Source organism: Porphyromonas gingivicanis JCM 15907, assembly GCF_000614585.1.
Lineage (GTDB): Bacteria > Bacteroidota > Bacteroidia > Bacteroidales > Porphyromonadaceae > Porphyromonas > Porphyromonas gingivicanis.
Genome location: NZ_BAKX01000003.1, coordinates 62,957 through 83,820 on the forward strand (window position 1 = coordinate 62,957; position 20,864 = coordinate 83,820).

The 20,864-nt window shown below is 41.6% G+C and carries 17 protein-coding genes; 9 read left to right on the top strand and 8 right to left on the bottom strand.

Going from position 1 to position 20,864, the window contains the following annotated elements; translation table 11 throughout:
• Positions 1–13 precede the first annotated feature (13 nt).
• From lepB to trxA, 6 genes are all read left to right on the top strand, one after another.
• Entirely contained in the window at positions 14–1,444 is a 1,431-nt protein-coding gene (lepB, locus tag JCM15907_RS04015; RefSeq protein ID WP_025842810.1) for a signal peptidase I, read from the top strand.
• Positions 1,434–1,904, top strand: a complete 471-nt coding sequence (locus tag JCM15907_RS04020) for a S26 family signal peptidase (RefSeq protein WP_025842811.1) — start codon at positions 1,434–1,436, stop codon at positions 1,902–1,904. Before lepB ends, JCM15907_RS04020 begins: the two co-directional genes overlap by 11 nt.
• 30 nt (positions 1,905–1,934) lie before the next feature.
• Positions 1,935–2,546 carry a WbqC family protein gene (locus JCM15907_RS04025; RefSeq protein ID WP_025842812.1) on the top strand — a complete coding sequence of 204 codons (612 nt, stop codon included), beginning with the start codon at positions 1,935–1,937 and terminating at the stop codon, positions 2,544–2,546.
• Positions 2,547–2,928: 382 nt separating this feature from the next.
• A complete protein-coding gene (gene dnaA, locus JCM15907_RS04030) occupies positions 2,929–4,323 on the top strand; it encodes a chromosomal replication initiator protein DnaA (protein ID WP_025842813.1) in 1,395 nt (464 codons plus the stop codon).
• 215 nt (positions 4,324–4,538) lie between these two features.
• On the top strand, positions 4,539–8,309 hold the full coding sequence (gene dnaE / locus JCM15907_RS04035) for a DNA polymerase III subunit alpha (protein ID WP_025842814.1): 3,771 nt from the start codon (positions 4,539–4,541) through the stop codon (positions 8,307–8,309).
• A 57-nt stretch (positions 8,310–8,366) separates the two neighbouring features.
• The gene (trxA, locus tag JCM15907_RS04040) at positions 8,367–8,684 is read left to right on the top strand and encodes a thioredoxin (protein WP_025842815.1); all 318 of its coding nucleotides are present in this window, start codon (positions 8,367–8,369) and stop codon (positions 8,682–8,684) included.
• Positions 8,685–8,800: 116 nt separating this feature from the next.
• Here the strand turns inward: trxA and JCM15907_RS04045 are convergent, their stop codons facing one another.
• The 4 genes from JCM15907_RS04045 to greA all read right to left on the bottom strand — a co-directional run bounded on the left by JCM15907_RS04045 (position 8,801) and on the right by greA (position 13,515).
• Positions 8,801–9,436 (bottom strand): superoxide dismutase, encoded by a 636-nt coding sequence (locus JCM15907_RS04045; protein ID WP_051522400.1) that lies wholly within the window; start codon positions 9,434–9,436, stop codon positions 8,801–8,803.
• 830 nt (positions 9,437–10,266) lie between these two features.
• Positions 10,267–11,937, bottom strand: a complete 1,671-nt coding sequence (locus tag JCM15907_RS04055; protein ID WP_025842818.1) for a formate--tetrahydrofolate ligase — start codon at positions 11,935–11,937, stop codon at positions 10,267–10,269.
• A 670-nt stretch (positions 11,938–12,607) separates the two neighbouring features.
• Positions 12,608–13,015, bottom strand: coding sequence for an HIT family protein (locus tag JCM15907_RS04065; protein ID WP_025842819.1), 408 nt, complete (start codon positions 13,013–13,015; stop codon positions 12,608–12,610).
• A gap of 29 nt (positions 13,016–13,044) precedes the next feature.
• Positions 13,045–13,515, bottom strand: a complete 471-nt coding sequence (greA, locus tag JCM15907_RS04070; protein WP_025842820.1) for a transcription elongation factor GreA — start codon at positions 13,513–13,515, stop codon at positions 13,045–13,047.
• 387 nt (positions 13,516–13,902) lie between these two features.
• On the opposite strand from greA, the gene JCM15907_RS04080 reads away from it, so the two are divergent.
• From JCM15907_RS04080 to JCM15907_RS12165, 3 genes are all read left to right on the top strand, one after another.
• Positions 13,903–15,723 carry a DUF349 domain-containing protein gene (locus JCM15907_RS04080; protein ID WP_025842821.1) on the top strand — a complete coding sequence of 607 codons (1,821 nt, stop codon included), beginning with the start codon at positions 13,903–13,905 and terminating at the stop codon, positions 15,721–15,723.
• Positions 15,724–15,953: 230 nt separating this feature from the next.
• Complete coding sequence (locus tag JCM15907_RS12160) at positions 15,954–16,604, top strand: NAD-dependent epimerase/dehydratase family protein (RefSeq protein ID WP_051522371.1); 651 nt, start codon at positions 15,954–15,956, stop codon at positions 16,602–16,604.
• A complete protein-coding gene (locus JCM15907_RS12165; RefSeq protein ID WP_051522372.1) occupies positions 16,601–16,972 on the top strand; it encodes an NAD-dependent epimerase/dehydratase family protein in 372 nt (123 codons plus the stop codon). The genes JCM15907_RS12160 and JCM15907_RS12165 overlap by 4 nt, the downstream gene beginning before the upstream one ends.
• A 103-nt stretch (positions 16,973–17,075) precedes the next feature.
• Here JCM15907_RS12165 and JCM15907_RS10650 read toward each other — a convergent pair whose 3' ends face one another.
• The 4 genes from JCM15907_RS10650 to gdhA form a co-directional block, all read right to left on the bottom strand.
• Positions 17,076–17,390, bottom strand: coding sequence for a DUF695 domain-containing protein (locus JCM15907_RS10650; protein WP_242396796.1), 315 nt, complete (start codon positions 17,388–17,390; stop codon positions 17,076–17,078).
• A 189-nt stretch (positions 17,391–17,579) separates the two neighbouring features.
• On the bottom strand, positions 17,580–18,491 hold the full coding sequence (locus tag JCM15907_RS04095) for a bile acid:sodium symporter family protein (protein ID WP_025842822.1): 912 nt from the start codon (positions 18,489–18,491) through the stop codon (positions 17,580–17,582).
• Between the two features lie 98 nt (positions 18,492–18,589).
• Complete coding sequence (locus tag JCM15907_RS04100) at positions 18,590–19,153, bottom strand: HD domain-containing protein (RefSeq protein WP_025842823.1); 564 nt, start codon at positions 19,151–19,153, stop codon at positions 18,590–18,592.
• A 180-nt stretch (positions 19,154–19,333) separates the two neighbouring features.
• Positions 19,334–20,671 (bottom strand): NADP-specific glutamate dehydrogenase, encoded by a 1,338-nt coding sequence (gdhA, locus tag JCM15907_RS04105; RefSeq protein ID WP_025842824.1) that lies wholly within the window; start codon positions 20,669–20,671, stop codon positions 19,334–19,336.
• Positions 20,672–20,864 lie beyond the last annotated feature (193 nt).

Here is a 20,864-nt window from a genome sequence, read left to right on the forward strand (position 1 = left end):
TACAAATTTAGATATGGCTACAAAGGATAATAAAAACCAACAAGAAAACACGTCTTCTAAACCTTCCAAACTCAGGTATGGTATAGGAATTATAGTGGTTATTGTCTTTATCATCTTTGCTATTTGGGCAGGTTGGGGATGGTTTTTCTTCCTTCCTCTCATCGTTGATTACTATTTTACTCGTAAGATTAATTGGTCTTGGTTTAGATCTTTGAAGAATCCTTTCTTGCGAGAGATTTTTTCTTGGTTAGATGCCGTTCTTTTTGCCGTAATAGGGGTAACGATTTTGAATATCTATTTATTTCAAAACTTCGCGATCCCTTCCTCCTCTTTAGAGAAGACGCTTTATGTGGGGGATTATCTCTACGTTAATAAGCTAAGCTACGGGCCTCGTATGCCTATAACTCCTATTGCTATTCCCCTTACTCATAACACATTTTTAGGAGGAAAGAGTTATTTGGATAAACCATCGCAGAAGTATCGTCGTTTGAAAGGTTTAGGACAAGTAGAGCGTAATGACTTGGTCGTTTTCAACTTTCCCGCAGGAGATACAGTAACTGAAAAGGTTGTAAACCCCGATTATTACACGCTCAAGGCTCTGTATGGACGGGAGAGAGTTTGGCAGATAAGGCAACTTTTGAAGGTATTTTACAGACCTGTGGATAGAAGAGATCATTATGTAAAGCGTTGTGTTGGCTTGCCGGGAGAGACATTGGAGCTTAGAAACAATGATTTGTATATCAATGGAGCTAAACAAAAGGCTCCGAAGTTTGTACAGTTCAACTACTATGTACAGACCGCACCACAGGGATTGAGCGAGAGAGATTTTGAAGTGTTAGGTATTAGTAAAGATGACCAACAGCTATTAGGGCATCCTCAATCTATGGAAGAGGTCAATTTCCTAACTGCTAAGGGATTTGATGTACAGCTTAACGAGGGAAAAAGTCTCTTTTACTTGTTGCCTCTCACACAAGAGATGAAGCAGAAGTTAGAGTCTGACCCCAAGGTGTTGAATATCCTTATCGAGACTTCCGAGCCCGGATTAATGTATCCCGTTGAGTATGAAAACGGCTGGACACGTGACAATTATGGCCCTATTCTTATCCCTAAAAAAGGTTTGACTATAACCCTTACACCAGAAAATGTATATCTATACGAGCGTTGCATTACGGCTTTTGAGGGGCATACGCTTGTGGTAACTTCAGAGGGGACTTATACCATAGATGGCACACCTCAAACAGAATACACCTTTGCTATGGACTATTACTTTATGATGGGGGACAATAGACACAACTCTGCTGATAGTCGCTACTGGGGCTTTGTACCAGAAGATCATATTGTGGGTAAGCCAGCTTTCCTTTGGTTATCTTTGGACAAGGATAAGGGACTCTTCAACGGCAAGATTCGTTGGAAACGAATGATGCGAACGGTTCATGATTGGTAACAGTTCCTCTCGAAACACTAAGCTACGTCTTATAGCAGTACCATTACTTCTTTGTATAGTAGTGGTGCTGCTACGTCTTTTTGTGTTATTTGTCTACCAGATGCCTCAAAGAGAGTTGTCGGAGTCTTGGTGGCAAAGAGTATCTTTTATGCAAAAGGTGGGTACTCCACAGAGAGGAGCACGAGCCTTGGTTGATATTTCTTCGAGTACAGCCTCTTTTTCGATACCTTGCTATATAGTGGGTGTTCCGAAGGATACTATTAGAGTACATCAGGGTAGGCTCTATGTAAATCGAAGAGCCCTTCCCTTCTTTAGGGTAGATACTACTCTTTCTTTGTACTATACTCTACGAGATAAGGAGTATTGCTCCGTAACCTATCTTACTGAGCCTAACGACAATTTACATCTGATGTTTTCGATACAACGCAGGCAGATAATTGGTTTTTCAAATCCTCACTAAAGAGCTTTCTTTACCCTGCCCTCATCGCTTATGATTTTATCTACGGCTTACGCCCCTCCGATACAATATTTCTGTAAACTAATAGCTTCTCCCGTTTTCTTGGAAGCACACGACCATTTTATCAAGCAAACCTATCGCAATCGCTGTAGGGTACTTGCCAGCAATGGGGTTTCTGAATTGACTATTCCTGTGCAGCAGGGAGCTTCGGAGCGATGTCCTATTAAAGAGGTGCGTATATCCGATCATGATAATTGGCGTACTCGGCACTGGCAAACTTTGCAGAGTTGCTATGGACTCTCTCCCTACTTTGAGTACTATGCCGATGATATTCTTCCTTTTTACGAACGGCGGTATAATTTCCTTTTTGACTTTAATTACGAGCTTATGCACTGTATAGCTCGTCTGATGCATCTCTCCATAGAGGTTATCCTAACGTCGGAGTACGAAAAAGAGTACCCTAACGACTTTCGTAACGCTATACGTCCCAAACGAGAGATAAAGGACCCCGCTTTCTTTCCCGTAAACTATTATCAGACATTGGCTTCGGGCGGAGCATTTTTCCCAAATTTGAGCATTTTCGATTTGCTCTTTAACAAGGGACCTGAGTATATTTATTTTAAAAAGAAGCATAAGCACTTCTGATATTAGATTGGAAAATATTTAATTAGGATTTCGAGCAAACTTTTCTTCGTTTCACACTTAACCCTATAAAAATCGAAAGGTTAGAGTTTTTCTCTTACTTGTTAATTCTGTTTCTTTTCACGATTTTAGTTGTTTGTATATATTTGTTTTGTAGTTAGTTAGCTTGTTTTACTTACCTGTTCATAACTAAAAGACTCTAAGTGATTGAGTATAAAACGAATTATAACAATATGCTACCTCCTTTCTATTAATCCTATTTGGAAACACCATATTATTGCTTTAGTTTTGCAGGTGAAAGAAGAACGATTGGGGTACTCTATCTGCTCTTTCTGAGCCCCTTGTTTTCGTTCTAAAAAACTTAAAAATCGACAGCAACGGACGGATGGAACAGAATAACGTTATAGAAGTATGGGATGCTTGTCTAAAACGTTTTGAGGCTTTGATAGAACCAAAAGCATTTGGCACATGGTTCTTACCTATTAAACCTCTTCGTTTGGATGGTGCCTCTCTTACGGTACAGGTGCCGAGTGCTTTCTTCTGTGAGTACATAGAGGCTAAGTTCATGGCAGAGATACGCCTTGTCTTGCCAGAGGTTTTGGGCAAGGAGGCGAAGTTGCACTATCAGGCTGTGGTTGATAGTTCTTCTTCCAATACTTCATCTGGTTCTATTTCCTCAACTTCTTCCTTAAAAGGAGAGTTCTCTAAGAGTGAGGCTATTCTTGAGAAAGAGCAAAAGGTCGTGTCCAATACGTGGCAAACGCACCTCATTCCTCAGCTGTTTTTTGATAAATTTTGTCAAGGAGAATCGAATCAAGTGCCTGTTGCATTGGCTCAAACCATCTGTGAATCTCCAGGTAATCCTTCGATGAACCCTTTCTTTTTGTACGGTCCTCCGGGAGTGGGTAAAACGCACTTAATGAATGCTATTGGTTGGACTATTGCTCAAAAATATCCAGAAAAGCGTGTACTCTACATTAGTACATCTCAATTTTTAGATCAGTTTGCCGCTGCCAGTAGAAACCACAAAGTGGGAGATTTTATGCGCTATTATCAGCAGGTAGACGTGCTCTTAATAGATGATATACAGGGGCTTGCTGGCAAAGAAAAGACACAAGATGCCTTTTTTGATATATTCAATCACTTGTTTAATCTGCAAAAACAGATTGTGATGACATGTGACAAAGCTCCAAGTTTCCTTTCGGGTATGCACGAGAGATTAGTTTCTCGCATCAAAGGTTCTCTTTCTACCGAAATATCTCGTCCAGATCCACAATTGAGGCGTAAGATACTGGAGTACAAAATGGATATAGAGGGAGTCTCTCTCTCGAAAGAGGTGCTTGACTTTGTGGTAAAGCACGTAGATGGCAATGTGCGAGAGTTGCATGGAGTATTAACTTCTTTGGTCTTCAATGCTGCCGTAACAGGTAGAGAGATTTCTTTGCCCTATGCACAGGAGATAGTGCGCCAAACGGTACGTATAGAAGATAGAGAGGTCAATATAGAACGTATCCAAAAGATAGTTTGCGACCTACTACATGTCAATTTACAGGATTTGCAGAGCAAGAGTAGACGGCAAGATATAGTCCAAGCACGCCACCTTGTTATGTTTCTTTCTAAAAAGTACACAACGGATTCGCTATCGGCTATTGGAGAAACCTTAGGAGGGCGTAGTCATGCAACGGTATTGCACGGTTGCCAGACGGTAAGTAATACCATTTCTATCAACCCTCAGTTTGCAAGTACGGTAGCCAATATTGAGTCGCAGTTACGGGTGTAGTTGCTTGCTTTTTCTAATCATTGAGTAGAAATAGGTTATATAGAGAGGGGAATGACCATTATACCTTTTTGGAAAAACCATTAACCCTTTAGAGCAAAACCCTTATACCTTTTGGTTGTTACCCTTATACCTTTTGCCGTGTGGCAATATCCTCTTCTAAAGAAGCGAAGGAGTTCTTGTTTTTTGAATCATAGTTCCCATAACTATAAAGTATTATGACACCATTTGTACACTTACATGTTCACTCTCAGTATTCAATACTGGATGGTTTAGCTTCGGTCAAATCTTTGGTTAAAAAAGCCAAGAAAGATGGGATGAAAGGGCTTGCTCTAACCGACCATGGTGTTATGTTTGGGATTAAGTCCTTTTCGGATATTGTAAGAGATGAAAATGCCTCCGCCAATAAGAGCATTAAGGAAAACAGAAAACGACTCCAAGAGTTGAGTCAAAAAGATAGTTTGACCGATGAAGAAGTTGCGCTCAAAGAGGAGTGCGAAAAGAGCATAAAAGAGGCAGAGGCTACGCTGTTCAAACCTATTTACGGATGCGAAGTCTATTGTGCACGGCGTAGTCGGCACGATAAGGACAAGAATATGCCCGATCCTTATAACCCCAATCGCTCTATTGATAGAAGTGGTTGGCATTTAATTTTATTGGCAAAAAATAAGACGGGCTATCAGAATCTTATAAAGATGGTTTCTTTAGGGTTCTCGGAAGGTGAGTACTACAAACCTCGTATCGATAAAGAGCTACTTGAAAAGTATCACGAGGGGGTTATTGCCTTGAGTGCATGTTTAGGGGGAGAGATACCTCAGCATATTATGGCAGGTCGTTTGGATGTGGCAGAAGAAACAGCTCTTTGGTTCAAGAAGGTGTTTGGAGATGATTTCTACCTCGAGATACAATTACACCGCACAGACAATCCGCAGGCCAATAGGGAGACTTACCTCAGACAGCTTGAGGTTAATGAAAAGATATACGATTTGTCGGAGCGCTTAGGGATAAAGGTTGTGGCGACGAATGACGTTCATTTTACCAATGAAGAGGATGCCATAACGCACGACCGATTGCTCTGTGTCTCTACGGGGAGGAGTGTAAACGATACCTCTCGTATGCGTTACTCTCAACAAGAGTGGCTAAAGACACAAGAGGAAATGAACGAAATCTTTGCGGATCGCCCCGAGGTACTATCCAATTCTTTAGAGGTTTTGGACAAAGTGGAGTATTACTCCATCGAAAACGACCCATTGATGCCCGATTTCCCTATACCAGAGGGGTTTAAGGATAGCAATGAGTATCTAAGGTATTTAACTTATGAGGGGGCTAAAGAGCGATATGGAGATCCCGTTCCCGAGTCTATAAAGGAGCGTATAGACTTTGAACTAAAGACTATTGAGTGGATGCAATATCCCGGTTACTTCCTTATCGTGCAAGACTTCATTCGTGCTGCTCGCGAGCAAGGAGTGTGGGTAGGTCCCGGTCGAGGTTCGGCAGCGGGTTCTGCCGTAGCTTACTGTCTCAAGATAACTAACTTGGACCCTCTGAAATATGGATTGCTTTTTGAGCGCTTCCTTAACCCCGACCGACAGTCATTGCCCGATATTGATATTGACTTCGATGATGAGGGGAGAGCCAAAGTATTGCAATGGGTAACAGAAAAGTACGGAGAAAATAGTGTGGCGCACATTATCACTTTTGGAGAAATGGCTGCCAAAAGTGCTATCAAAGATAATGTCCGTATCGAAGAGCTATTGCCTAAAGACGGTGATTATATATCGAACTTCATTCCCACCCGTATCAATGCAGCTGACTTGGATCGTTTGAAAAAAGATCCAGCCTTGGAAGAAGATTTCCAGAAGAATAAAAAGAAAATTACCATAGCAAAAGCAATTGCCCTCTCTCCTCAGCTTAAAACAATCGCCCACGGACCTGACGAAAAGTTGAGGCGTGTGCTGAAGTATGCCCAGCAGATGGAGGGTACTATACGAAACTCAGGAGTACATGCGTGTGGTATTATTATCGGTAAGAGTGAGATTAGTGATGTCGTTCCCACCATTATAACCGAAGATAGTAAGACTAAAGAAAAGATACTTGTAACCCAATATGAAGGAGGACTGATTGAGTCTACGGGGCTTATTAAGATGGATTTCTTGGGGCTTAAAACGCTCTCCATAATGGCAGAGTGCTGTGCCCTTATAAAGAAACGCTACGGTATAGATATAGATGTAGACAAAATACCTCTTGATGACCCCGAGGTATACGAACTCTTTAGTGCGGGCAAAACGATAGGTCTCTTCCAATTCGAATCTCCTGGTATGCAGAAGTATCTTCGTGAACTTAAGCCCGACCGTTTCGAGTTTCTTATTGCCATGAATGCACTCTATCGACCTGGTCCGATGGATTATATTCCCACCTTTATTGCTCGCAGACATGGTAGAGAGGCTATTTCATACGACTTACCCGTAACGCAAGAGATCTTGCAGGAGACTTACGGCGTTACAGTATATCAAGAGCAGGTGATGCAACTATCACGATTATTGGCAGACTTTACTCGTGGAGAGAGTGATAACTTGCGCAAAGCAATGGGGAAAAAGAAGATTGAGCAGATGGAAGTGCTCAAAAGTAAATTCCTCGCAGGGGGTAAGAAAAATGGTTATGCAGAGGAAGTCTTGCTTAAAATATGGGCAGACTGGGAAAAGTTTGCCGAATATGCTTTTAATAAGAGTCACTCTGCGGCTTATAGTCTTATCGCCTATCAAACAGGGTACTTTAAGGCGCATTATGCTCCCGAGTTCTTAGCTGCTTGTTTGAGCTGTAACTTGAGTAATGCCACTGAACTTTCCAAGATATTGGAAGAGTGTAAGGCGATGAATATAGAGGTACTCTCGCCCGACATTAACGAGTCGGAACAGAAGTTTTCGGTAAATAGTAAGGGCAATATCCGCTTTGGTTTGAGTGCTATCAAAGGGATTTCGGAAAGCATAGTACTATCTATTATACGGGAACGGGAGGAACATGGTGCTTACAAGGATATATTTGACTTTGTAAAGAGGATGGCAGATAAGTCGCTTAACCGCAGTGCTATTACTACGTTTGCTCTTTCGGGAGGGTTGGATAGTATGAATCTTTCCAGAGAAACCTATTTTGCCCCCTCGGTAGAAAATCCACAAGAAGATTTCATAGCAGCCCTTTTGCGCTATGGAAACTATGAAAAGAGTGAGAGTGAGGCACGTACGGGTAACCTCTTTGGAGAGGTTGAAGAGATGCAAATTCCTCATCCGACTCCTCCTGAAACCGAGCCTTGGACCGATATAGAGCGTCTCTCAAAGGAGGCGGAATTGGTAGGTTTTTATTTGAGCGCTACTCCTTTAGACCCTTACACGCTGATCCTTGATAAGTATTGCAATACGAAGATGGCAGATTTTCAGGAACTCCCCGATTTACAGGGGCGTAACCTCGTCTTCGGAGGTATGCTTACTTCTTATTTTGAGGGGGTAAGTAAGAAGAATAGACCTTATGCCAAATTGACCTTAGAGGACTTCTCAGGCCAGTATTCCTTTTTTATATCCGATCAGATATATAGTGAGAACAAGGGATTGCTTTCGAAAGGAGCTATGCTACTCTGCAAAGGTTCGGTAGAGCCAAGACAGTACAGACCAGAGGAGTTGGAGCTATCTATAAAGAAAATCTCCCTTTTGGACAACATTAAGGATACGCTTATCAAGAGGATGATTGTAACCATAGAGGAGACACAGATAAGTGCCGATTTTGTTGAGCGACTGGTAGAGGTTGTTTTGGGAGGAGAGGAGAGTGCCGAAACTACCAAAGAAAAAAACTCAAAAGGTGGATGCGAACTTGTAATACGTGTAATAGGTCGTCAAGGACGTTATTCTGCTAATCTTATCCCTCAGTATCTCAAACTGCGCAATGGAGATGCCGTTGGCAAACTCTTAAACGAGTATTGCATCGAATATCGAGTAGAATAGGTATATTTGTAGGGCAAATTAGAAATCAATATAAACGAACAAATAGTATTTACAACTATGGCAATGGAAATTACAGACAGCAACTACGCTGCGTTATTGGCAGAAGGTAAGCCAATGATTCTTGACTTTTGGGCTACTTGGTGTGGTCCTTGTCAGCTTATCGGTCCTATGATTGAAGAGTTGGCAGAAGAGTTTAACGGACAAATCATCATCGGTAAGGTAGATGTAGATAGTAATACTGACCTCCCAGGACAGTTCGGCATCCGTAACATCCCTACTCTTATCTTCATCAAAAATGGTGAAATCCAGAAGAAACTCGTAGGTGCACAGCAAAAGTCAGTTCTCGTAGAAGAGGCCAAGAAATTGCTTGCCTAATCTCTCGGTAGAGATAGATAAAGAAGAAAAGGCTACGCAGGAGGAAAACTCTTGGCGTAGCCTTTTCTTTGCTGTCGGTATTGTATATCCTCCTGTGGGGGAGGATCAACTCCTTTTTATTGGATATTTAGCGGTTGCTTTCGAGCATCGTAACGAGCCTCTACAACATTCCAGTCGATTATATTCCACACTTTTTGGAGGTGCTCTCCTCTTTTGTTTTCATAGTCGAGATAGTAGGCATGCTCCCAGACATCAATCCCTAATAGTGGGATTAACCCTTGAGTAACGGGGTTTCCAGCATTGGGTTCTTTGACTATTTCGAGAGCACCTGCTTTATTGCAAGCCAGCCAAGCCCAGCCTGAACCGAAGAGGGAAAGAGCTTCTCTCTCAAACTCTTTTTGAAACCTTTCGAAACTGCCATAGGTGTGTTGAATGGCTTCTGCCAATTTCCCCTTAGGTTTGCCCCCTCCATTAGGACTAAATTGGAGGAAGTAGAGGATGTGATTGAGGTTTTGCCCTGCGTTGTTGAAGATATTTCCACTGGACTCTTTGACAATGCTTACAAGGTCTTTGTGAGCATAAGGAGTTCCCTTGATGAGTTTGTTCAGATTGTTTACATAGCCTTGTAGGTGCTTGCCGTGATGAAGCTCTACAGTTCGTTGGCTAATGACAGGTTCGAGAGCGTTGGTAGCATAGGGAAGTTGTATCAGTGTGAATTTTTCATCCGTTGTTTTTGTGCTGTTCCCCTGCATAGAGATAGAAGTGCTTTCGTTGCTTTGTAGGGTAGAGGTAGATTTTTGGGCATATACAGATTGTACCAAAAGAGTGCACAATGCCATTAGCACGATTAGTTTGTTCATTTTCTTTTAGGTATTTATTTATTACTCTTCTCTATAACAACTGCTTGCGCTAAAAGGTTTATCAGATAGGGAATATAGAAAGGTTCTCTTATTAGCGTCCGAACTTGTGAAAGAGATGTTGTCAGAAGATTATTAAAGGGAGGGTAAATGGTTTCAAAAGGGAATATAGCGTTTTTCGAAAATCCTATTAGGGTACTGTTTTTTCTTTAACTGTTAATAAAACTTGCACATGCCATATCATTTACTTACCTTTGTGGTAAGAAGAAGAGATCTTTCACACTTTGTGACTTAGTGACTAAAATAAGAGCCACATTTGTCTAATTGGGAAACTCATCAATTATATTGTGTTTACCGAAATGTTGCTATGACTAATGGCGGGCTACCTTAGAGTAGATTACAAAGGTTATGGTACGTTCAAATCCTGTTAGTAGGAGTTTTCACAATTCACAATGTGGCTTTTATTTGAGTTCTCTTCTCTTTCTTTTCCTTTATTCCTTGTATATTTTTCCCCTGCTGTGCGCTCTCACTTGTTTTTTAGTGTAGAGTTTTCTTTTATGTACACTCTTTACCATTCTACGAACGGGCACTCATCTCGCTTCGTAGGGCTGAGCTGGCATTTTCTTACGGTAGACTTTCGTTTATGCTATCTGTCAATAAAAAAGCATACCCTCGGAAGAGAGTATGCTTTCTATTATAGTGAAACATTTTTCTGCTTGATTTGATTAGCTCAGTCCATCAATTTGTCCATTAACAATATCCATATTAACGGCTTGAGGCACTTTAGGAAGCCCAGGCATACGCATAATATCACCCATAATGATAACGAGCATTTCAGCACCACGGTTGATTACGATGTCTGCCACCTTGAGTTCAAAACCCTCCACAGCTCCGTAAGCCTTGGCATCTGAAGAGAAGGAGTATTGCGTTTTAGCAATACATATTGGGAAGTGCTCTAAGCCCAATTCTTGTATTTTCTTTATTGCCTTAGTGGCTTTGCTACTGTAGGTTACATTGGAGGCTTTATAGATATTACGAGCTATTTGCTCTACTTTCTCTTCGAGAGATTGATTCAAATCGTATGCGAAGTGGAGTTCTTGGGAAGGTTTCTTCTCAATAGTGTCTACTATCAATTGAGCCAATTCGGTAGCCCCTTCTCCACCCACAGCAAAAGCATTGTTTACGGCAAAGCCAACAGATAGATTGTTGGCACAGTGTTGACGTACCAATTCGATTTCCTCGTCCGTGTCGGTTGCAAATTTGTTGAAGCATACGACTACTTCTTGTCCGAACTTTCGTAGGTTTTCCACATGGCGATTCAAGTTTTTCAGTCCCTCTAAAAGCCCCTCTTTGTTAGGCTCTTTTATTTCCTTTTCATTAACTCCTCCGTGCATTTTAAGTCCTGCAAGCGTGGCAACGAGTACGGTGAGTTTAGGGGCTACTCCTGCTTTTCGGCACTTGATGTCATAGAATTTTTCAGCACCCAAGTCGGCACCAAACCCAGCCTCCGTAATTACATATTCGCCGTAAGACATTGCCATTTTGGTTGCTAATATCGAGTTACATCCGTGGGCGATATTTGCAAAAGGTCCTCCATGTATAAAGGCAGGGGTATGTTCTGTGGTTTGCACCAAGTTGGGTTTGATGGCTTCTTTGAGCAAAATCATAATGGCGCCCGCCACTCCCAAATCTTTTACGGTAAACGGAGTGCCATCTTTTCTGTAACCCAAGAGGATATTTTCTAAACGATAGCGAAGATCTTCAAAGTCTGTTGCCAAACAAAGGATAGCCATAATCTCCGAAGCAGGTGTGATGTCGAAGCCCGTTTGGCGAGGGATACCATCTGCGGAAGTACCCAGTCCCGTAATAACGTTGCGCAAAGAGCGGTCGTTCACATCCAAAACACGCTTCCAAAGTACTTCGGAAAGTCCCTCGCAAGTATTTCTATTTTGGTAGATATAGTTCTCCAAAAGGGCGGTAATCATATTGTGGGCGGAGGTAATAGCGTGGAAGTCTCCTGTGAAGTGGAGGTTGATTTGCTCCATAGGAAGTACTTGTGCGTATCCCCCTCCAGCAGCTCCCCCTTTCATGCCAAAGCAAGGTCCTAAAGAGGGTTCGCGTAGGGCTACAATAGCCTTTTTGCCAATCTTATTAAGCCCTAAAGAGAGACCAATAGAAACTGTCGTTTTACCCACTCCGCTCTTTGTTGGCGTGATAGCGGTAACCAAGATGAGGTTGCTCTTTTCAATTTTCTCGGGGCGCAGAGCGTCGAGATTAACCTTGGCGATGTAGTGTCCGTAGGGTTCTGTATGTTGGGATGAAATGCCTATTGAGTCTGCAATTTGCTGAATAGGTTTCAGCTCTATCTCTCGGGCTATTTGAATATCTGGCTTCATAAGCGATAATACTTTAATATTGATACTTCTTGTGACAGGCTACTGCCACTATCTCTTCCACAAATATAATCTCTATCTCTTTGAAAATATCTATGACTATATACACTTTATGAATAATGGAGATAGCAAGATGCCTTATTAGGGTTGTTGCCTATTATCGCACTCGCTTTGTTAATTGTCGACACTTAGGTTGGGTTATCTACTTGTTGAGCTTCGCTCTCTTTTGCTCTCAATACCCTTTAAGAGATAGTTACTTCATTATAGTACGTAAATCTGCTTTGTTCTAACCTTGCGTAACCCTTGTGATTATGGCATTTCTTAATGTGAAGGAGAGTACTTTTTTTCAGAAAGAGTATTAGGTAAGGATAGGCTTGTGGTTTTTCTTCAAATCATTCTTGCTTAGTATCAAAAAGGTATAATCCTTACAAGAGTTTGTACATACCCTTTGGAGTGCAACCTATAATGGTTAGCTCTGAAAGCATTATACCTTTCAATACTTATTGTATAGCTTCTCTTTTTACCCCCTTACAATAGCTTTTTAGGAGTGAGGGAACACTCTCTACGAAACTTAGATATAGAGCTATCCCTTTTAAGGAGAGGAGAAGAAAAAAGGGTAGCATTTCTAATGAAACACTACCCCTGTATGGGAATGAAAGGATAAATAATAGACTTATTTCAACGAGTTAAAAGCCTCAGATATAGAGGTGGCAATTGCTTGCATCTCCTCTTTTGAAAGAGCTGGGGTTAGTGTATATCCTAAGCACATATCTTTCTCCTCATTGATGGGGATAAGATGTATGTGAGCATGAGGTACTTCTAAACCTACCACAGCTACGCCTACCCGTTGGCAAGGGATAACCTCTTTAATGGCTTTTGCTACTTTTTTTGCAAAGAGAGTAAGTCCCGAAAGGGTATTGTCTTCGAGGTCAAAAAGATAATCAACCTCCTCTTTGGGTACAACCAAGGTATGTCCTTTTGAGGTAGGGTTTATGTCCAAAAAGGCATAAAAAAGGTTGTCTTCTGCCACTTTGTAGGAGGGAATCTCCCCCTTGATAATACGACTAAATATAGAAGCCATAGGTTTATCTCCTTAGAATAAAGCTACTCTTATAGTGAAATTTCGAGAATTTCCAGTCTCAAAAGACCAATGGGGATCTGTATTTCGGCAATTTCTCCTACTCGTTTTCCCATAAGTCCGCGTGCAATAGGAGCGGTGATAGAGAGTTTTTTCTCCTTAAAGTTTGCATCTGCTTCGGGTACAATTGAGTAGGTAACTTCGGTATTGTCGTCCAAATTACGCACGCGTACCTTAGTAAGGATTTGTACTTTGCTGGAGTCAATCATAGACTCATCGATGATACGTGCATTGGCAGCTTTGGTTTTGAGTTGAGAGATTTTTGCCTCAAGCATACCTTGAGCTTCTCGAGCAGCATCGTATTCTGCATTTTCCGAGAGGTCTCCCTTGTCGCGAGCTTCTGCTATTTGTTGAGCTATTGCAGGGCGTTCCTCTTTTTCAAGGCGACTTATCTCTGCCATTAGTTGGTCGAACCCTTCTTGGGTCATGTAACTATATTCCATATAATTGTGTTTTTTCTTTTTTCAAAAACAGGAGTGCAAGAGGCTTTTGCTTATCCATCCTTTGCACAAAAAGAACAGTCTACCCCCTTTTTACATACTATCAAACGGAGGGTACTGTTCTCTCTTTTCCGCCGCAAAGGTAGTCAAAATGTAGCAATCTGTATTACTTTTAGTGTTTAACGGTGTGTATATTCTTTACATTTCTTGTCTCTTCCTGTCCGTTATTTGTATTATGTGCGCTTTTTTCTATTAAAAATAGGGTTCTTTATCCTATTGAGGTCGGTTTACTGCGGGAATATCGATTTTATTTACTTATTTTGTAGTCAAGAAGCGAGATAGCTGTCGAATTATTCGATGACGGCAGGGCTTATTTCCTTTTGAGAAGATATGGAACAGACGAACAAAACATCTAACGAAGAAGTTCTTGCTACTAAGAACGAACTAACTGAGGGTGCTATGGAGCAAACCCCAGCATTTAAGAGCTATACTCCCGAGGAGATAGAGGCTATGACTTGCCCTGAGATTGTTGATGCCATTGTGCTGATGTCTCAGCAGGATGTATTACCTCCCCGTCGAGAGGTCGATGCTTTGAAACGTGCTTTTGAGAAGAAAAAAGCTGAATATGCAGATGCCACCGATGAAGCTAATGTAGCCCTCCTTGAGCAGGCAGAGATACAAGAGAGTCGTCTCAAAGATCTTTTGCAAACTTATAAGGAGCGTTACAAGCAACAATTGGAGGAGGTGCAAAAGGAGCAGGAGAACAACTTTGAGAAAAAGATGGCTCTCATAGCTACGCTTCGTGAGATTGTAGAGAGCAATGCAGACTTTCAAACCATTCGTACTCGTTACCATGAATTGATGGAGTCTTGGCGTAGTATTGGTCAAGTACCCGAGAGTAAGTACTCCAATATGCAACAGGAATTTACTCTTTGGACGGAGCGTTTCTATGATCTGAAGCAAATCAATGATGAGTTCCGTTCATATGATTTTAAGAAAAATCTGCAAGCCAAAAAAGATCTCATAGAGCGTGCCAAGGAGCTTTGTAATTGTACCGATGTGGTAGAGGCTTCGAAGGAATTGCAGGAGTTACACCGTTTGTGGAAAGAGACAGGACCCGTTGAAAAGGAGCTTCGAGAGGAGATTTGGCAGGAGTTTAACGAGTTTTCTCGCACTATTCATAAGAAGCGTCAAGAGTTTTTCGATAATCGCTTAGCACAAGAAGAGGCTAATTTAGAGGCTAAAAAGGCTCTTTGTGAGCGTGTAGAATCTTTAGATATCGAAAAGCTGAAGACTATGCGAGCTTGGCAAGAAGCAACAGAAAAAGTCCTTGCTGTCCAAGCCGAGTGGAAAACAATTGGTATAGCTCCTAAGAGCGATAACGCTTCTATTTACGCTCGTTTCCGTGCTGCTTGTGATTTCTTCTTCGAAACGAAGGCTTCTTTTTTCAAGCAAACAAGAGAGGAATACAGCGAAAATATCGAGGCTAAGAAGCAGATTGTCGCTGAAGCCGAAGCCTTGGCAACCAGTCAAGAGTGGAATAAAACAGCTGATAGACTTAAAGCCCTGCAAGCCGAATGGAAGAAGATAGGACCTACACCTAAGAAGGTAGGCGACGAGCTTTGGGCTAAGCTACGCACAGCATGCGATACTTTCTTTGAAGCAAAGAAGAACCAAACTTCGAGTCGTTCCGAAGAGCAACATAAAAACTTGGAACTCAAACGTGAGATAATTGCAAAGATTGAGAAACTTACTGAAGAAGGTGAGGAGGGAAATCCACAAGAACAACGTGAACGTCTCAATGCTTTAACTGCCGAGTTTAACGAAGCTGGACATGTCCCCTTTAAGGAAAAAGAAAAGATTTACAAGGCTTTCCATAAGGCCGTGGATAAGGTCTACGAAAAGTTGCAAATATCTCGTAACCAACAACACATAGAGCACTTTAGCGAAAGTATAGAGTCGCTTGTACAGAGCGGTGATGTGCGCAAGCTAAAGGAGCAGTTGGAACACCTCTATCGTATAAGAGAAAGAATAGAAAAGGAGATGCAAACTACCTCTTCGAGTATAGAGCTTTTCTCCAGTACGTCTAAGTGGGGCGATAGTATGATTAAGGAGATTGAACATAAGAAGCAACGCTTAGATAGGGATTTTGCAGTTATAAAAGAGAAGATAGCCCTGCTGAGAGAAAAAATTAAGGAGGCACAAAACTAAGGAGAGTTCCCTTACTCGGATATTTAAAGGAAAGTCTATCGAGACCATCGATAGAGTAGCCTTTTGAAAAGAAATAGAGGGGATAGTCTCTTCCTAAATATTTGAAAAGATCTTTGGAAGTGGAGTTACAATCATTTCCAAAGATTTTTTCTTTGTCGAACTTATATGAATAACATGGTTAGAAAGCTACTATGCCGTTTTTCTTGGGGTCTATTTTATAGCATTAAGGTATGAAACAAGAGAGTGTAAAAGAGGTAAAACCCCGTCTTTTATTGACAGGGGCAACAGGCTTTATTGGGAACTATTTGCTTAGAGAGGCACTCCGACAGGGATATGAGGTGTGGTGTGCCGTTCGTAAAGAAACCAATCGTTCTGCCTATAAAGATTACCCTATCCATCTATTAGAGTTTGATTTCTCATCTGTAGAGTCAATGAAGCGTACTTTGGCAGTTGTACCCAGAGAAGTGGATACACCTCCTTTTCATTACGTAATACATAATGCAGGGGTAACCAAGGCTACAAACATCGAGCTGTTTAGGATAGCTAATGCCGAGCAAACCCGTAACTTTTTAGAGGCTCTTAGTGCCTTCCCTCATCCGCTTAGGTTTCTCTTAATGAGTAGTATGGGTAGCTATGGGCTGAACCAGACCTCTCTCCCTATGAGTGCTTCTATGCCTCAAAAGCCTCATACAGAGTATGGAAAAAGTAAACTTTTGGCGGAGCAATATACGCTTTCGAGTGGCATATCGGCAACTATTGTTCAGCTACAGGCGTGTATGGATATGGGGATAAAGACTATTGGATTACAGTCAATACAATGCGTAAGGGATGGAGTTTCTTGGCTGGCTGTACGCCTCAAAAACTTTCTTACGTTTATGTGAAAGATTTGGTTGATGCAGTTTTCTTTCTCATTACCCATCCCAAGTCTGTGGGAGGGCGTTATATTGTGTCGGATGGTAAAGGGTATTCAGATGATGAGTTTACCAAAATTTGTTGTCATCTACTGAAGAGAAAGATTCATATCCTTCGAGTTCCTCTTCCTCTCATTTATGTAGCCTGCCTTATAGGAGAGTTATATGGCAAAATAACATCTCAGCCTATAGCCCTAAATAGAGATAAGTATCCGATTATAAAACAGCGTAATTGGCTGTGTGATATAACCCCATTAAAGGCTTTAGGCTTTTCGCCCAAATACGATTTACAAGCAGGTTTGGAAGATACTTTCCGAGAAGCGGGATGGTTGGATTAGAGCTTTTTGATGTTGCAAATAAAAAAGGAGACTACTCAAAGGTCTCCTTTTTTTGTTCCCTGGGAAAGTAGTTGTGAAAGTCTTTAGTCAGATTCTTAAATCATTATAGCTCCTCATCATCCTCGTCCACTTCTGCCTCTTCGTCTTTGTCGGAGGGGGCGAGTGAGAGCATATCGAGATACTCGCTCCATTCGGGGTCTATTTCATTGTCAAACTCTAAAGGGAGCAGAGGTAAATCCTCCAAGGCTTCGTTCAAACGCTCGAAGAAGACTTTGTCGGTTCGTGCATAGAAAACCCAATACTTGATGCCACCTCCAAGGTGATTGCCAGTGAGGATGGCAAGTTTGTCTTTTTCCATCTTAGGGCGTAGGAGCTCTTCGATTTGTCCGATGAGTCGTTCTGCTTCACGGTTAGGCATTCCTTTCCCGTCCGAGGAGTAGGTAGTCGTATTTCTATGCGGTGTTTGAATTTACCCGATTGAACAAATTGTTCGATGTCAATTCGCCCATTGATGATTACCATAGCATCATTGGCATCACTACCTATCGTGGTAAACCATTTATCTGTAAGTACCATATATTTTCGTTTTACTCTTTTGTTGTTAGTCTTATTGTCTTTGTTGTTCTCTCTTCAGTTTTTTGGAGTGTTGTAGCAACTGTAGAGAGTTTAGGAGGTTTTGTGCTATTGAGTAGGAAGCCATAGCTACGCTGGATAGAGGATCGAGGTACATTTGCGCCATCCAAATAGCTAAACTTGAATTCTTTTGTCCTAAGCTCTGTCCTAAGGTTATACTTTCTCCCAAAAACTTTTTGCTAATCCATTTCCCTAAGGCAAATTGTATTAAACAGGCTATGATACCCACTCCTCCGAGAAGAAACATTGTGGGGATTGCTTGGGAGGTTTGAGCTTGCATATAGTCTACCGTTTTGGCTATAATTATAGCAAGTGCAGCAACCCAAATCCAAAAAGATAGGGCAGAGAAAGAGAGTATTTGATCTCTAAACTTAGGAGCTTTAGCTCGAAGAAGTTGGGCAAAGAGTAGAGGTGTTATGACCAAAGGAAAGACGTGGACAAATATTGTGGAGGCTGAGTTCCAAAAGGAGATATCTCCCTCACCTACAATGGCAAAAAGAAGAGGGGCTATGAAAGCTATACCAACACTGGTAATAAGCACATAAGTAGTACCCACAGCAATACTCCCCCCAAGAATACCGATAATGACTGGAGAAGCAGAAGCCGCAGGACAAATAAAGCAGTTAAAAGCTCCTTGGGCTACGCTTAACGGCATAAAGTTTCTGAGTAAATAGTAGCTCCCCATAGAGAGAATTATCTGCACAAGAGCTAAGAGAAAATGAACGGGAGCAGGTTTTAACTCTCGAATGCGTAGTTTGAGAAAGGTAAAAAAGAGCATTAAAAAGATGAGATAGGGTACTGTTGGTGCTAAAAGGCCAATCCAACGATAGAAAAATACCCCGACAACTATGGCAATGGGTAGACTATAATCCTTTAGTCTACGCATAAAATTAGGAGGTGCAAAATATCTTTTGTTGAACATTGTACGAAGAGGAGATATAATTGCAATAGGTCTATGAGAGAAGAGGTAGGAAAAAGTCGATCTTAATCGAAGAGTTTATGAAGAGCATCTAACCTTTCTACCGATGCTTGGGCTAAGTGTGGAGCTTTTTCTCCCCATAAATGCCACGCTTTTTTACGAATAGTTTCGTAATCTTTTTTCTCTCCTAAGCGGGTTTTTGAAAAGAAGCAATCGGCATAACAGATTAGTTTTTCTTCCAAAGATAAAGGAAGGTAGCTCCGATCATTGGGAAGGCATAGTTTGGATAGGAGTATTTCTTCGGGAGTAATACCTGAGCCTGTGTGACGTTCGCATATTAGAGCGTGTCGTTCTAATCCCTCTCTGCGAAGTAGAATTGCTCCCAAGTAACCATGTCTGTGATACGGTTCTCTTCCGAAGCAGGATATTTCGGGAGCATGGGTCAGGTAGATGCCGATGTCGTGTAGCATAGCTCCTTCGTAGAGAAAGGGGGTGTCGATAGAAAGTTCGGGATGCTTTTCAGCTATTGAAAGAGCTAAATCTGCCACACTCAAACTATGCTCCATGAGGATATGATGAACTCGACTGCCTGGAGTGTAGTAACGCTTGATAATCTTGTACACATCCATACTTTACGTAGATTATAGGGTAGGAAAGCGATGAAAGGATAAGTCAAAAAGAAGTTCTATTCTTTATCGAAAGAATAAACAGATAAATGAAACAGAACTAATCTATATCAAAAAAGAAGTGGCATCCTCCCCTCTTATGGAAAGAAGAATGCCACTTAAAAACTTTAGTGCTTTGCTATCTTAGCATACACCTTGTGCAACCATAGCCTTTGCAACCTTCATGAAGCCTGCAATGTTAGCACCCTTAACATAGTTGATGTAATCGCCTTCGCGACCATACTCAACGCATTGGTCATGGATGTCTTGCATGATTTGGTGCAACCACTTGTCTACTTCTTCGTTGCTCCAAGAGAGGTGAGCTGCATTTTGGGTCATTTCAAGACCAGAGCAAGATACCCCACCAGCATTAACAGCCTTACCAGGAGCGAAGTTTACTTTCTTTTCTACGAAGTATTCGCTTGCTTCTGCTGTACATCCCATGTTAGAAGTTTCTGCTACCAATGTAACACCATTAGCAACGAGCATCTTAGCATCTTCTTCGTTCATTTCGTTTTGGATAGCACATGGAAGAGCAAAGTCTACCTTTTGTTCCCAAGGCTTCTTGCCAGCGAAGAACTTAGCGTTAGGATACTTCTTTACATAGTCTGCTACTACGTCGTTACCACTTGAGCGAAGTTCGAGCATAGTTTGGAACTTTTCAGGAGTGTTGATACCATCTGGGTCATAAACGTAACCATCAGGACCAGAGATAGTAACAACTTTGATACCAAGCTCAGTAGCCTTGCGAGCTACACCCCAAGATACATTACCGAATCCTGAGATAGCCATAGTCTTGCCCTTATACTCGATGCCAAGTTGCTTACACATATTTTGTACAAAGTATACAGCACCGTAACCAGTAGATTCTGGACGAAGACGAGAACCTCCGAATTCAAATCCTTTACCTGTGAATGTTCCTGTATGTTCACGAGCAAGTTTTTTGTACATACCGAACATGTAGCCTACTTCACGACCACCTACGCCGATATCCCCAGCAGGAACGTCTGTATCTGGTCCGATATTACGCCAAAGTTCTTGTACGAAGCTTTGGCAGAAACGCATGATTTCTGCATCTGTGCGACCCTTAGGAGAGAAGTCAGAACCTCCCTTACCACCACCCATAGGAAGGGTTGTAAGAGCGTTTTTAAAGGTTTGCTCGAAACCGAGGAACTTCAAAACAGAGAGGTTTACAGTGTGGTGGAAGCGGATACCACCTTTGTAGGGACCAATAGCGTTGTTGAACTGTACACGATAACCAATATTTACATGTACTTTACCTTGATCATCTGTCCAAGGCACACGGAATGTAAATACACGGTCTGGCTCTACGATACGCTCGATGATACCATGCTTCTCAAACTCTGGATGTTGGTTGTAAACATCTTCGATAGAGAGAAGAACTTCTTTTACTGCTTGGAGAAATTCGCTTTCACCTGGGTGCTTGGCCTCCAATTGGGCCATAATTTCATTTGTCTTCATAAAAGAATTTAAAATAATAATGAAGTATTTCGAGTGCAAAGGTAGGAGATATTATTACATTGGGCAAACTCTTAGACGCTTTTTCTCACTTCTTTTTTTCTCTCTTTTCCTAAGAGGGTTTTATTCCCCTTCTTATCCTCTTTTTATGGGGACTGGATAGCTCTGTTTAAGAGGTAAAGAAGACTGCTTTAGA

Bases quoted from the DNA above. Each gene is read 5' to 3' on its own strand.
- lepB (WP_025842810.1), top strand. From the start codon at position 14: ATGGCTACAAAGGATAATAAAAACCAACAAGAAAACACGTCTTCTAAA.
- JCM15907_RS04020 (WP_025842811.1), top strand. From the start codon at position 1,434: ATGATTGGTAACAGTTCCTCTCGAAACACTAAGCTACGTCTTATAGCA.
- JCM15907_RS04025 (WP_025842812.1), top strand. From the start codon at position 1,935: ATGATTTTATCTACGGCTTACGCCCCTCCGATACAATATTTCTGTAAA.
- dnaA (WP_025842813.1), top strand. From the start codon at position 2,929: ATGGAACAGAATAACGTTATAGAAGTATGGGATGCTTGTCTAAAACGT.
- dnaE (WP_025842814.1), top strand. From the start codon at position 4,539: ATGACACCATTTGTACACTTACATGTTCACTCTCAGTATTCAATACTG.
- trxA (WP_025842815.1), top strand. From the start codon at position 8,367: ATGGCAATGGAAATTACAGACAGCAACTACGCTGCGTTATTGGCAGAA.
- JCM15907_RS04045 (WP_051522400.1), bottom strand. From the start codon at position 9,436: ATGCAGGGGAACAGCACAAAAACAACGGATGAAAAATTCACACTGATA.
- JCM15907_RS04055 (WP_025842818.1), bottom strand. From the start codon at position 11,937: ATGAAGCCAGATATTCAAATAGCCCGAGAGATAGAGCTGAAACCTATT.
- JCM15907_RS04065 (WP_025842819.1), bottom strand. From the start codon at position 13,015: ATGGCTTCTATATTTAGTCGTATTATCAAGGGGGAGATTCCCTCCTAC.
- greA (WP_025842820.1), bottom strand. From the start codon at position 13,515: ATGGAATATAGTTACATGACCCAAGAAGGGTTCGACCAACTAATGGCA.
- JCM15907_RS04080 (WP_025842821.1), top strand. From the start codon at position 13,903: ATGGAACAGACGAACAAAACATCTAACGAAGAAGTTCTTGCTACTAAG.
- JCM15907_RS12160 (WP_051522371.1), top strand. From the start codon at position 15,954: ATGAAACAAGAGAGTGTAAAAGAGGTAAAACCCCGTCTTTTATTGACA.
- JCM15907_RS10650 (WP_242396796.1), bottom strand. From the start codon at position 17,390: ATGCCTAACCGTGAAGCAGAACGACTCATCGGACAAATCGAAGAGCTC.
- JCM15907_RS04095 (WP_025842822.1), bottom strand. From the start codon at position 18,491: ATGCGTAGACTAAAGGATTATAGTCTACCCATTGCCATAGTTGTCGGG.
- JCM15907_RS04100 (WP_025842823.1), bottom strand. From the start codon at position 19,153: ATGGATGTGTACAAGATTATCAAGCGTTACTACACTCCAGGCAGTCGA.
- gdhA (WP_025842824.1), bottom strand. From the start codon at position 20,671: ATGAAGACAAATGAAATTATGGCCCAATTGGAGGCCAAGCACCCAGGT.